We start from the raw sequence: 13,185 nt of genomic DNA on the forward strand, positions 1-13,185 counted from the left end.
CTATTTGCTGCCGCTGGTCGCCATCGAGAACGGTTTTTGCTTGACCGTCTTGCGAACCGCGCCGCTGCGAATGCACTGCGTGCAGACGCGCATCGTTTTGTTCTCTCCCGAAGGCAGAGTCACATGGACCTTCTGCAAATTGGGAACAAATTTACGCCGGGTGCAACCGGTGATTTTGGTACCGACACCGCCCAAATACTTAGCTTTACCGCGAGTCTCCACGCGATTGCCCATTTGAACTTTCTTGCCGCAAGTTTCGCATTGGCGGGCCATCGGACAAACTCTCCAATCAACTGGAATCGCTGGGCCAAGCGTTAAAGGGCCGCGAATCCGGGGGATGATGTGCAATATAAAATATGAATTCCGTCCACTGGACGGGAGATCTTTCCACAGAGCCCCGGAATATAACGAAAAGCGGTCGCCTCGCAACCTCAGTTCGCAAACTGGACAGCAGTTTCAGTCAACTAACGCTAATCTGGCCACTCATGTTTGGGCCGCATCGGACTGCTGAGCCGAAAATGCCAATAAGCTCCAAGCCACAATCCAAGAGCCGCCACCCAATGGAGTGATTGCGCCCAGCTTGGGTTGGTTGAGTGCCACCAGTAAGTACAGGCTGCCGCTGAATAACAGCAACCCAGCGATGAATAGCCAGCCCACGACTTGGACACGCCGGGGACGTAATTGGGGAGCCAAAGCGGCTAAGCCAAGCAAAGCGACGGCATGTACCAGGTGATATCGCACGGCCGTCTCGAATTGGCCTATCCGCCGCTCGACGGTTTCCGCATCGAGCTGGCGATCTTGCAGATAATCCTCCAGCCCGTGCGCACCGAAGGCTCCCACAAGCACGCCCACCGCGCCGCTCAAGCCGGCCAACAAAATCCACAATCGCACGTTCACTTCAGTGGCTCTCTGCTGGCGAACTGGTTGACGGGGGAACCCATGCGGCTCTAGGGAAGCAAGCGGCGGACCGCTTCCAACAGCCGGTCCATGGCAAACGGTTTGCGAATGTAGTCGCTGACCCCCAACAGTTCGGCGTAAGCACGATGCCGGCTCCCCTCGTTCCCAGTAATCATGATCACCGGGATCGGTTCGTCTCGCGTGCGGCGAAGTTTCTCCAAGACGAGAAAACCGCTGCGTTTGGGCATCATCATGTCGAGGATCATCAAGTGGGGATTCTCCCGTTCGGCCAGTGCCAAGCCTTGGTTCCCATCACGCGCGACGATCACTTCGTGCCCTTCCCCCTGCAACGCATAGCGGATCGAGTCGACAATCTCGAAATCGTCGTCGACCAGCAGCACTTTAAAGCCCGAGGCGGGTGGTTTACCAAGAGCACCCTCCGTGACGGGAGGGTTATCTGCGGCGGCGGAGGTGGGATCTTCGCAGGATTCGGAAGCGGCGGGATCAGTCGTCATCGATGGTTCTCGGCGGGGGTGCCAGGAAGCGGTTAGCGGCAGCGTCTTCGAGTCGCCGCATCAGTCCACGGCCTGGCTCCATGTTAGATGCCAAGTTGCCCGAGCAACAGACCGGGCAAAAAAGCCCATCCTGCTGAGGCTGAAAAGCCGCGGGGGCGGCTCTAATTGGTCGAGAATTCGATCGGCAAGGTTTCGTGGTCGGGCAGGCACTGGCTGACCACTTGGTTGGCGGGTGTTTGTCCGGTGACCCGAGCCATGATCCAATGATTCACGTCGCGGAGTACTTCGCTGACCATGCAGTCATCAACCGTGTACTGTCGCATGTCCATGCTCAGCCGGGCGGCGTGCCACAGTTTGAGGTCCTCGCAGACGGTTGACATCGGGTAGCGGTCGCCGTGCATAGCCACCGCCGAGAGAATCGCCAAATTTCGAGCCTGGTCGAGGTTGCACAAGGGGCGGCCGCCGCGGGGAAGTGCCCCGTCGATGCTGATTACCCCGTCGACGCGATCGGCGTTGCGAAGTCCCAGGCGCAACGCCATCGTGCCTCCTTCGCGATATCCGGCCAAATAAATTCGCTGGGGGTTCAGCGAGTAACGTTGCTGGGCCTGTTCGACGGCCATGAACACCGCCTCTTCGGCCACGGCCGTACCGAGCGACGATTGCAGCCAATTGTAACGCTGGCCGCTGTTGTCCATCGCTCGCGTCGCTTGCACGCCGACGGCGACGTAATTCTGCGTGCTGACATGGGCCATCACGTCGGCCACTTGATTGTGATTTCCACCATCCTGGTGCAACCAGACGATCAGCGGATATTGATATTTGGGTTCGTAGCGGGCCGGCAGAAAATAACTGACCGGGGAGACCGCGCCGCGGAGGCTCTCGCCCTCAAGCGAGTTCCGCAATGAATGTTGCATGGACGACGAACGGCCGGTTGGACCGGATAGAATCAGTCGATTCATCGCTGGCAATTGGCGGGAGGAGAAAAGGATGTCGATCGAAGTGATCAAGAGCCAGGTTTTAAAAGGGCGCGTGGGGCCGAGTCAACGTCAGCCCCAAGAAAAAGAAATGCTAGCAATTCGCTTCCAGCCCTCGCTCGATTAACTGGCCAGCAAGGTTTCCATCGTAGATACCAGCGATTTCACAGCATCCACGCTGTTTTTGAAAGCGGCGGTTTCCTCTTCGGTAAGTTTCAGCTCGACCACTTTCTCGACGCCTCCACTCCCCAGAATGACTGGCACGCCGACGTAGTAACCCCCCACGCCGTACTCGTTGTCACAGTGGGCCGCAACCGGAATCAGACGCTTCTTGTCTTTAACCACCGCCTCGACCATTTGCGCGCAAGCGGCAGCCGGTGCGTAATAGGCGCTGCCGGTTTTCAGCAGCGAAACGATTTCCGCACCGCCGTGCCGAGTGCGATCAACGATTTCCGCGAGCCGCTCGGCGGAGATCAACTGGGTCACGGGGATGCCTCCCACGCTGGTGCAGCTGGGGATCGGTACCATCGTGTCGCCGTGGCCGCCCATCAGCAGTGCGCTGACGTCTTCCACGCTGACGCCCAGTTCCATGGCCAGGAACGTGCGGTAGCGGGCCGTGTCGAGCACACCGGCTTGGCCGATGACGCGTTGCGGGGGAAACCCGGTTACTTTCCACATTTGCTGGACCATGGCGTCCAGCGGATTGCTGACCACGATCACAATCGCGTTGGGGCTGGTCGCTTTGATCTGTTCGCCGACGCTGGTCACAATCCGCGCGTTGGTGCTCAGCAAATCATCGCGGCTCATCCCCGGTTTGCGGGGAATGCCAGCCGTGACCACAATCACGTCACTATCGGCCGAGTCGTCATAACTGGTCGTGCCGACGAGGTTCGAGTCGAAGCCCATGATTGGGGAGGACTGCATCAAGTCGAGCGATTTGCCGGCCGGCATCTGCTCGGTAGCTGGGATATCCAACAACACGATATCCCCCAATTCCATCGATGCGCACCAATGGGCACATGTCGCGCCGACGTTCCCGGCTCCAATAATCGTGATTTTTGCTCGTCGCATGGCCGCGTATCTTTCCGCTTTCAGAAGGGTGTTGGTTTACATACCGCTGTACTCCCCTCGAATATCGACGCCCAGCAGCAGCGGTCAAGTGGACAGACCGCGGCGACGCGCTTTCATTTGCCGATCCCGCCGCCCGGCAAACCACATCAGTAGCGTCGTGGCGACGACGGCAGCCAAGACCCCAATCGCCATCAGCCACCCGAAAATCGCGACTCCCGCCCCGCTGGCTTCCGCCCGCGGGTCGGGAATGATCTCACCGGCCAGGATCAGCGGAGCGACCTGACGCCCGCCGCGACTTTCGGTGAAATCGCTGCGGTAACTCCAGAGTCGGTAAAAAAAGCCGCTCACCACGATCGGCTGGCGAACCATCCTGACGTCCACTTCGCCCCCCACGACGCCCTCCCGCAACGCGGCTCGCAGAGGTTCCGGTAACTCCAACACGGCGACCGACACGGGAAAGCGATTCTCGAACACCAAGGGACTCTCGCCAGCTTGCTCCGCAGCCAATTCCACGCGAACGCCAGGCAGTTGTCCAAAACAATCGAGCTGCCAATAAAAATCTCGCCCCAACAGCCGCCGAGCTCGCGCCGATTCAACCACCACGCGACTGACTCGAGCCGTCTCCAATTCGACGCTCACCCAACGTCCCACCAAAGACTCCGGTTGTTGCAACAAAACGGGCGTCCGCACCCGCTCCGCCGTCGCAGTCAGCTCCGGTATTGGCGAATCCCCGGGCGTCGACTCTAGTCCCGCGGTTTGTGGGGGCACGGTTTGCAGGGGCGCGGTAGCTCGCGCCAGCATCCCATAAAAAGCTCGTTCGTCGGCGGCCGCCAAGGGCTGTCGCATCCGCTCCGACAAGCCACTCAACAAGCCACAGTCAAAGCCCGCCGCGCCCAGTATCTGCCAGCCCAGCGGCCATTTTGAAGTTGGCGATAAGGCGGGATACCAACTCGGCTGGTCGACAAAAACCACTCCCGCAATCGTGCCCATATCTCTCATTTCCTCTGGCCCCGTTTCCTCTGGCGTCTGCTGGTCTGCCGGAACCCATAACCCGGTGATTTCCACTGGCTCATTCAAATCGCGACCGGCTCCCCAGGCCGTGGGCACCGCCGTCGAGACCACGATCAACCGTCCGCGGTCGCTTTCCAGTACGCTGCGGTACAAGCGGTTGAGTTCGATAATTTCAGCCAATTCGGCTGGGACTTTGACGGCATCCAGCCCTACCGCCCTGCCCCGCAGTTGCACAAACTGGGCCCGTGCTGCGTCGCTGGCTGCTGGGTCTTCCTGCTGCGGGGCGACCATCACGGCTGGCGGCAAACGGCGGATATTCCAGAGCAAGCGGGCCGCCTCTTCGGTGCTCTGCCGAGTCGGTTGCTGGCGAATCACGGCTGCGGCGACTTGCAATCGAGTTGGAGAAAATTCCGGCAACAGCTCTGACACCCGCTGCGGCGCTGGCACCTGTTGCGGCTCTGGCAGCGCGGTAGCTTGTGAGCTTCTAGCAAAGGCGACGAAGATAACCGCGATCAGGCAGAGTATTGGACCCAGTGATTTTTGGCCCAGTGATTTTTGGCCCAGTGTGTTTTGGCCCAGTGTGTTTTGGCCCAGTGTGTTTTGGCCCAGTGTGTTTTGGCCCAGTGTGTTTTGGCCCAGTGTGTTTGGCGAAATCATCGTCTTATTCAGGCTGGAGCGGGACATGCTGCGGGCGGACACTGGTGATCAGGGGATAGGGAATAATCGCTCGGTTTGCTTCAGCTGGGCGGTTTTTCCAATCGGTTGGGCAGGCCCCGCTGCCGCATTTGCCGCTGCCATTTACCGGCGCGGGCCGTTTGCAGAGCGACCAGCAAGGTCAGGCCCACGGCCAGCACCAGGGCGAGGGCGAACATCCAAGTCAGCTTGCCGCCGCTGAGTTCTGTCTCGGGGACAGCGGTCGGGGCGCGGGCGGCGGTTTGGCCGTCGAGCAACTGCAGTTGGCCCACGATCACCGGTGCCAACTCGCTCCCTTTCGCCGATTGATACAGGTGCCGGCGGAGAAACACGCCCCGGGCTCGGGTCGCGGGACCATCTTCCAGCAATGATTGGCCGGCCAACTCGGCGAGCCGCGGTGGCAGGCTTTCGGCGTAGGCCATCACGGGCCGCTCCGAGCCATCATCGGGGCGAATCCAGACCAGCCAATATTGCTCGATCCCAAAAGGATTGGCTTTCGCGTCCAACCGTTCGACCCGAGCGGCACGTCCATCCAACCACACGGGGCGTCCCCGATAAGCGGCCGGCTGGTCTGTCAGAGCGACATAGCCGACGCGAGTTGCCTGCCGACCAAAACTGGCAAAACCATCGAGGCTGCCCGCTTCCAACAGCCGATAAAATGCCAACCGGTCACCACCACTCCAAATCGTGGCGTCCGAGACGGTGCGGAGGTGGGCCTGGTCAACGGCGACTTGCAAAGCCGCAATGACCGCCTGGTCGCTGGCCGGATCCAGCAAAGCGGCTCGCATCCGACCCGGCGTGATGCGAGTTTCCTCCGTATTTTCAGACTCCGCCGCCCCGCCCTCTCGCTGCGCAGCATCAGTCCCCTGCACGGCACTGGCTAGCTGGGCAGCCACCTCTTCGGCGAGCGGAACCGCTGTCCGCCGCAACTGGCTGAGCCAGCCGGCCAGCAATTCCTGTTGCGCGGGCTCCAATTGCTCCACCGCCGCTCGTAAATCAAGCGTTGTGGGCACAGCCCCCGTTTCTCCGCTGGCCCCAGTTTTTCCGTTGGCCCCAGTTTTTCCGCTGGCCCCAGCACCTTCGCCGGAATCTTGCCCGCTTGGCTGGGACAGTTGGTCAAACGGAGCTTGCCCGTTGCTGCTGGATGCTAGTTGAACTGGGGGTTCTAGCGGCGCGCCGAGGGCGGCGAAGAAATTGCGGTAAACTTGCGGATCGGCAGCTTGCTGCATCAACAGCAAAACCAAACCAAGCAGGATGCCCAGCCGTACTAGCCTGCGGGAGGCGGCTCGATTTCCCGCCCAGTTAGCTCGTTTGCCCGTCCGCCGACCAGCTTGTTGCCGTCGCGATTCCGCGTAAAGGCTCTCCTCGGTCATCGATGAGCGAATGCGCATGGTGCCAGGCTCGTCTGCTAAAGAGTGTGGGAAGCAAGCGGAATAATGCCGCTGACCGTTCCAGCCGCTACAATCCATTGTAAAGCAGAGGTCAGGCAGCCCGGGAACACTTGTATCTCGGTATCCTCCCTTTTATCGTGAAGTTTGGCGACAGTGCTTCGTCAAGTTTAGAAATTAGAGTTAAGGTTATCAGAGTCTTTTCTTCCCCGACATTTGTCTCGCGGTCCCCTTGGCTGGTGAAAGCCCCTGGTTGGTGACAGCAGGTGGGACGGGAATTGTTCGTATCTTCCTCCGTAGGTTGAATTTGGCGATGCATTCGATCAAGCCGCCACTAAGCAAGCCGCCTCTTTGCACCGCGGGTAATGCGTCCCGTGGCACCAGCGCCTTAGCGAGTTCCCTGTTGTGGATTGTGATGGTTTGTGGGCTGGGACTGGTCAGCGCCGAGCGGTCGACTGCGGAAGAGCCTGCCAAACGATTTATTGATCAACTGCGTGCTGCCGGGCACTACGATTTGGCGATCGAATATATTGATCGATTGGATTCTTATCCGGGAGTCGCGGCGGAATTTTTGCAAGCGGTCGATTTGGAACGGGCGCAAACGTTGCTCGAAGCGAGTCAGCGATCGCGAGTGGCTGATACCCGCGACGAATATTATCGCGATGCCACCACGGCCTTAGAAAGGTTTGTGACTGGGCAACCGAATCATCCGCGGCGACCCGAGGCCCAACTGCAGTTAGGAAATTTGCAACTGCTGCGCGGGGCCCAATTAATGGAGCAAGGTGGGCCACCCGATGCTCAGCGGCGGGCCACCGCGCTGGAAATATTCGCCGGTGCCGCGGCGACCTTTGGCGATATTGTCTCGGAACTGCGGAGCACCCTGCAGGAGTTGCAAGGTCAAAAGATTGACGCGGCCAAAGAACCGGGCAAAATCGCCCTCCGCGATGGCTATCGCAAAGATTATTTGCAAGCACTGCTGCTCGGCGGCGATGCCATGAAACGGGCTGGTGATACCTTTGCCCAGCCTGGTGACGAACAACGCAAATGGTACAACGATTCGTTGGCTCGCTTTGAGGATTTGAGAGACAAGTACAGCGATACGCTGGCCGGCATTCTCGCCACGCTTTACGCCGCTCAGGTACATCAAGCTCTGGGCGATGAGCCGCAGGCCACCGATCGTTATTTGGCCGTGCTCGATCAACCCGATAGCGATCCTCTGCGGATTCCCAAAGCGCGGGCGATCGTCGGTTTGATGCGGATGTTGTTGGCGAAATCGCCTCCCCAATACAAGGCGGCCATCGATCGCGGGCAAATGTGGGCCGATGACATTCGCCCCAACGAGAAAGACATCCCCGAGTTTCAAGAGTTGCGTTTGGTGCTGGCAGATGCCCATTTGGGGCAACGTGAATTGACTGAAAACGGCGCGGAAAAACGCCAGCACGCCAGCGCGGCCCGCGCCCTCTTGTTGCCGCTATCCAGGTCGGCCGGGCAATACCAAGACCCGGCTATGGAGCGGTTGGCCAAACTGGGTGTTGGGCAAGATGCTTCGGTAGCCACGCTGGAGCTAAAAGATCTGCCCACCACGTTCGAGGACGCGCTTAAGCTGTCACGCGAAATCCTCGACGAAGAAAAGAACCTCGCGCTGACTGCTCAACTGATCGAACGTCGTCAGCAAGAAGGCGAAGCTTTGCAAGCGGAACAGGAAACCGCGCGGGCCGATCTCGCTCAGGTTCGCGAGCGTGGTGTGGAAGTCTTGCGGCATACCTTGGCACTGGCGAATGCCGAAAGCGAAGCGGCCGACGTGATCCAAGCTCGCTACTGGTTGGCTTTCATGTTGTTTCGCAGCGAACGCTTTTGGGAAGCGGGCGTGGTTGGCGAATTCGTTGCGCGGCGGTACCCGGGGAGTGAACTGGCTTTGTCGAGCGGCCTGACCGCGCTCAGTGCTTGGCAACTGGCGCTTCGCGACACGCCGGCCGATCAACTGGACCAGATCTTGCCGCAACTGCAGCGTGTGGCTGAGTACTTGGTGCAGCAGTGGCCCCAAGATCCGCAAGCCGCCAGCGCTCGCGAATTGTTAGTGCGAATTGCCATCGGCCGCAGTGACTTGGAGTCGGCGCAAGAATTCTTTGCAAACTTGCCTGCCGAGCACCCCGCTCGCGGCGAGTTGCAACAAGCGATAGGTCGATTGATGTGGAATCAAGCGGTCCGCTTGCAACGCGACGGCGATATTACCGCAGCGACGGCCGTGCGGCAACAAATGGCGACCACGCTGACGACCGGACTGGCGACGCTCGAGCGGGGACAAGTCAACGCTGATGTGCTCCGCACCGCCATGTTGCTGGCGCGAGTGCAGTTGCTCAATGAAGACACCGCGGCCGCTTTGCAGACGCTGGAAAATGACGTCTATGGTCCGCTCAAACGTGTGCAAGATGTCAAGTTGGAGGATCCCAATTTGAAGGCTGATATTTACGCCAGCGCCCTGCAAGCGCTCGTGACCCAACTGACCGACAGCAATAGTGACGGTGATGCGCTGATGTCGCGGGCCGGCACGGTCATGGAGGGACTGCAGCAAGCTTATGAGGGGCAGACCGATGGAGAGCAAAAACTGGTGCAAACCTTTTTCCGGTTGGCCCGCGATATTCGCGAACAATTGGAATCCGCGCCGGCAGCCCAACAAGAAAAATTGACCGCCGCTTTTAAACTGTTCCTCGATCAATTAGCCGCCAAATCGGACGATCCTAAAACGCTCCACTGGGCCGCCCAAACGCTGGTCGGTCTGGCGGAGGGACAGATGCAACCGACTGAGACGCGGGCTCGCGGCCCAGCCGGGGAATTGGTTTCCGCGGCGCTGGCAATTCTGCAGCGGATGGAAACCAAAGCCACCGAGCAACCGAACTGGCTCGGCTCCGATAAGATGCTCACGCAAATTCGTCTGGAGCTAGGCAAATCAGCCCGCTTGGCTGGGGATTACAAAGTGGCGCTCGATAGCTTGTCGACAGTCTTAGCGGAGAACCAGATGCTGCTCGATGCCCAAATTGAAGCCGCCCTGGTCTACGAACAGTGGGCCGCCACCTTGCCGCAAAAGTTTGCCACAGTCTCTTACAATCGTGCCATCAATGGTGCCAAGCCCGATCCTAAGACCCGCCGCAACACGATCTGGGGTTGGGGCTCGATTGCCAAACGCACGCTCGGCAATGAGCAATTTGAAGAAACCTTTTTTGACGCCCGTTATCACCTGGCGCTCTGTCGCTATCTGCAAGGCAAGAAAGAAGCCGATCCCGCTCAGTCAAAGAAGTTAATCGAACAATCACGTGATGATATTCGCAACGTCTTTGTGCGTTATCCAGAACTGGGTGGCGGGGCGACGAAACAACGCTACGACGCACTGCTCAAGGAAATTCAAAAATCGCTGGGAGACGCCGCCACCGGACTGGCCGCTCTGTAACCTGCCTGAAAAAATATCTCGAAAAAACATCTCGAAAAACTCTTCGCATCAAAACCAGCTGACTTCTCCACCATTTGCTTCTCATCGGAATGTCCAGTATGTCATTCGCTCATCTCTTGTCCCGCTCGGCTTTCCCCGCCATCGCGATGTTGTTGTTGCCGACTGCTGCCTTTGCGCAATTGGATCGTGTCTATCCGGAGGTGGGCAAGGCCGTTACGGGCCAAGTCACCACGGTGCAACCGGACGGGATTCAAGTCAAGGTTGGTAGTGCGGTGCAAAACTTCCGCATTGACCAGTTGCAAAAAGTCACCTTCGAGGGTGATCCGGGGGCGTTGACTCGGGGCCGCGAGTTGGCTTTGGAGGGTCAGTATCAGAGTGCTTTGGAGCAGCTGAAAACGATCGATCTGAGCGCGATCCGTCGCGAGTTTGTCGCTGCGGACGCGATGTATTATCGGGCCGCCAGCCAAGCCCGTTTGGCACTCGCCGGTCAGGGTGACAAAGCGGCTGCGATTAACGAGCTGAGGAATTTCGTCGCCAAGTTTCCCCGCAGCCTTCATTTTTACGATACGGCTGAATTGCTGGGTGATTTGGCGATTGCCACGGGCGATTACGAGGGTGCCGCCAAGTTCTACGGCGCGCTGGGCCGTTCGGTGGCTCCCTTGGTGAAGCAGCGAGCCGCTTATTTGGTGGCGATGTCCAAGCTGCGTCAGGGAGTCGCCGCCGAAGCGATTGGACCTTTTGAACAAGTGCTTGCAGCCAGCTTGGACTCGGCCGCCGGGGCGCGGTTGCAGGTGTTGGCCGCGGCGGGCCGAGCGGTCGCTTTGGCACAAACCGGAAAGGGAGAGGAATCGCTGGCGGCTGTGAATAAATTAATCGAAGAATTGAACCCGGATGATGCCGAGCTGGCGGCACGGATTTATAATGCTCGGGGAGCGGCGAACGAAGCGTTGGGGGACAAACAAGCTGCACTGCTCGATTACTTGCACACTCAATTGTTGTTTTCCAGCGTCGTGGATGCCCACGCCGAAGCACTGAGCCGGTTGGTAACTCTCTGGCCCGCCGTCGGCAAACCTGAGGAAGCTGCTCGGGCTCGTCAAGAATTACAGTCGCGTTATCCAGGCTGGGGCGGTTAATCAGCCGTTCTTTTGGGGACGATGGCTAGATTCGTGCGAGTACGCACGGCATGCTGGTTCGTTCTAAAGTATGCTGAGGTTTCCCACTTTTCCAAACAGATGTCTTTTTTCGCTCTTTAGTCGGAGAACACCCGTGTCTCGAGGTGCCCTGAATTCTTACGCTCCGGCAGCCTGGTATCGCTGCCCGGCCCTCCGCTGGCGCGTGGTGCTGGTATGTTGCCTGGCGACCCTGGCTTTCAGCCTGATCGGCTCTCCGGCGACCAGCTGGGGGCAAGACGCTGGCGACGCGGCTGCCGAGTTTGGTGACGCGGCCGACGCGGCTCCCGATCCTGCTGCTGCGGGTGAGCCGGCGGCTGGCCCGGCACCGGGCAGTCCCACCGCGCCGGTCGAGAACGACACCCCCAGAAACCCGCTCAGCTGGGCCGTCAAAGCCTTGGGCTGGCCCTACATGTTGGTCTTCCTAGGGCTCTCCCTGACTCTTGTCTCGCTGTTGGTGATGAACCTGCTGACCGCTCGGCGGGCAAACCTTTGCCCCGAAGAGTTGGTCGAAGCGTTTGATGAAAAACTGAACGAGAAAGATTTCCAATCGGCTTATGATTTAGCCCGCGCCGATGAGTCCATTCTGGGCCAAGTGCTCTCCGCCGGACTCGGCAAACTCTCCCGCGGTTACGGCCGGGCGATTGAGGCGATGCAAGAAGTTGGTGAAGAGGAAAGTATGAAGCTGGAGCACCGGCTCAGTTACATGGCATTGATTGGTAACATCAGTCCCATGATCGGTCTGTTCGGGACGGTGCAAGGTATGATCGCATCTTTCCAAGTTATCGCGATCAGCAATTCCACTCCCGAACCATCCAAGTTGGCTGACGGTATTTCCACCGCGTTGTTTACCACTTTGATCGGGCTGGCAATCGCGATTCCGGCAATTGCCGCTTATAACATTTTGCGGAACCGCGTCTCTCGGTTGTTGCTCGAAGTTGGCGTGACCAGCGAAAACCTCATGAGTCGGTTTGAAGATGTTCAACCACAAACACCCAAGAAATAAACAAGTGGTTGCCGTGCGATGCGCGTAAAATCTCAAAAACCAGAAACGATGGAAGCCGACCTGACACCCATGATTGACATGGTGTTTCAGCTGATCGCGTTTTTCATGGTGCTGATCAGTTTTGCTCAGACCGAAGCTCACGACCGCGTGCAATTGCCCAGCAGCGTGTTGGTCAAACCACCGGAACAGCCGCTCGATTTCCCCATCGTGGTGCACGTTGGTGAGGACGGGGCAATATATGTTGGTGGCGATACTTACACGCACGAGACATTGAGCAATCGTTTTCGCAGTGAATTGGCTGTTTTGAAAGCTCAAGGGGAACTCGAGGTTTCCGACGCCACGGTCGTGATTCGCGCCCACCGGAACGTGGCGGCCGGCGAAGTTCAAGAGGTAATTCGCGTCGCTCAGGATCAGCAATTGATTAATTTCGCGCTCCGCGTCAAGGAGGATCATTCATGAAACTCCGCGGCAAACATAATGATGATCGCGTCGAATTGCAGATGACTTCGATGATCGATGTCGTCTTTTTGTTGTTGATCTTTTTCATCTTGACCTTCAAAGTGGTCGAACTCGAAGGCGATTTTTCGATTCGTATGCCCTTGGCGGATGCCACGCAAGGCCAGCAGGATGATACGGAATTGCCGCTGAAACTGCGGTTGACAGCCGACCAGGACGGACGCTTGACAGGGATCATTCTGAACGATAACAACATGGGAACCGATTTCAACCAGTTGCAAGCAAAGGTGTTGGAATTGGTTGGCGACACGGCCGGTCCGACCGCGGACGATGGCCCGGAAGTTGAAATCGATACCGACTACAATTTGCGTTACGAAAATGTCGTCGAGGCGATCACGCGGGTCAGCGGTTATAAAGCCAATGACCGCACCGTGAAACTTATTCAAAAAATTAAGTTCGCGCCGCCACGACGCGAGTGACAGATTGTTATAATTTTGAAAATCTGCGGTTTTGACCCGCGGTCGGGGGCAAGTTGGGGAATGACCTAGCCCTTGGCTGCG

General features: G+C 58.5%; 12 protein-coding genes. 5 read left to right on the forward strand and 7 right to left on the reverse strand.

Annotated features, from left to right (window positions below):
- The 7 genes from rpmB to SH139x_RS04490 form a co-directional block, all read right to left on the reverse strand.
- Positions 1-273 (reverse strand): 50S ribosomal protein L28, encoded by a 273-nt coding sequence (gene rpmB / locus SH139x_RS04460; protein WP_488354087.1) that lies wholly within the window; start codon positions 271-273, stop codon positions 1-3.
- Positions 274-483: 210 nt separating this feature from the next.
- On the reverse strand, positions 484-897 hold the full coding sequence (locus SH139x_RS04465) for a DUF423 domain-containing protein (RefSeq protein ID WP_488354088.1): 414 nt from the start codon (positions 895-897) through the stop codon (positions 484-486).
- A 50-nt stretch (positions 898-947) separates the two neighbouring features.
- Entirely contained in the window at positions 948-1,412 is a 465-nt protein-coding gene (locus tag SH139x_RS04470; protein WP_488354089.1) for a response regulator transcription factor, read from the reverse strand.
- Between the two features lie 161 nt (positions 1,413-1,573).
- A complete protein-coding gene (locus SH139x_RS04475; protein WP_488354090.1) occupies positions 1,574-2,371 on the reverse strand; it encodes an alpha/beta hydrolase in 798 nt (265 codons plus the stop codon).
- A 138-nt stretch (positions 2,372-2,509) separates the two neighbouring features.
- Positions 2,510-3,457: a malate dehydrogenase gene (mdh, locus tag SH139x_RS04480; RefSeq protein WP_488354091.1), complete on the reverse strand. Its 948-nt coding sequence runs from the start codon at positions 3,455-3,457 to the stop codon at positions 2,510-2,512.
- A gap of 84 nt (positions 3,458-3,541) precedes the next feature.
- Positions 3,542-5,152: a hypothetical protein gene (locus SH139x_RS04485; RefSeq protein WP_488354092.1), complete on the reverse strand. Its 1,611-nt coding sequence runs from the start codon at positions 5,150-5,152 to the stop codon at positions 3,542-3,544.
- Between the two features lie 53 nt (positions 5,153-5,205).
- Positions 5,206-6,552 carry a hypothetical protein gene (locus SH139x_RS04490; RefSeq protein WP_488354093.1) on the reverse strand — a complete coding sequence of 449 codons (1,347 nt, stop codon included), beginning with the start codon at positions 6,550-6,552 and terminating at the stop codon, positions 5,206-5,208.
- 310 nt (positions 6,553-6,862) lie between these two features.
- Between SH139x_RS04490 and SH139x_RS04495 the strand changes: the two genes are divergently transcribed.
- The 5 genes from SH139x_RS04495 (at position 6,863) to SH139x_RS04515 (ending at position 13,104) form a co-directional block, all read left to right on the forward strand.
- Positions 6,863-9,994 carry a coiled-coil domain-containing protein gene (locus tag SH139x_RS04495; protein WP_488354094.1) on the forward strand — a complete coding sequence of 1,044 codons (3,132 nt, stop codon included), beginning with the start codon at positions 6,863-6,865 and terminating at the stop codon, positions 9,992-9,994.
- Positions 9,995-10,092: 98 nt separating this feature from the next.
- Positions 10,093-11,127, forward strand: coding sequence for a tetratricopeptide repeat protein (locus SH139x_RS04500; protein ID WP_488354095.1), 1,035 nt, complete (start codon positions 10,093-10,095; stop codon positions 11,125-11,127).
- 229 nt (positions 11,128-11,356) lie between these two features.
- Complete coding sequence (locus tag SH139x_RS04505; RefSeq protein WP_488356157.1) at positions 11,357-12,169, forward strand: MotA/TolQ/ExbB proton channel family protein; 813 nt, start codon at positions 11,357-11,359, stop codon at positions 12,167-12,169.
- An 18-nt stretch (positions 12,170-12,187) separates the two neighbouring features.
- Positions 12,188-12,628 carry an ExbD/TolR family protein gene (locus SH139x_RS04510; protein ID WP_488354096.1) on the forward strand — a complete coding sequence of 147 codons (441 nt, stop codon included), beginning with the start codon at positions 12,188-12,190 and terminating at the stop codon, positions 12,626-12,628.
- Entirely contained in the window at positions 12,625-13,104 is a 480-nt protein-coding gene (locus SH139x_RS04515; protein WP_488354097.1) for an ExbD/TolR family protein, read from the forward strand. Before SH139x_RS04510 ends, SH139x_RS04515 begins: the two co-directional genes overlap by 4 nt.
- Positions 13,105-13,185 lie beyond the last annotated feature (81 nt).

It is taken from the genome of Kothea flammea (assembly GCF_052161645.1).
Taxonomy (GTDB): Bacteria; Planctomycetota; Planctomycetia; order Pirellulales; family Pirellulaceae; genus Laterigemmans.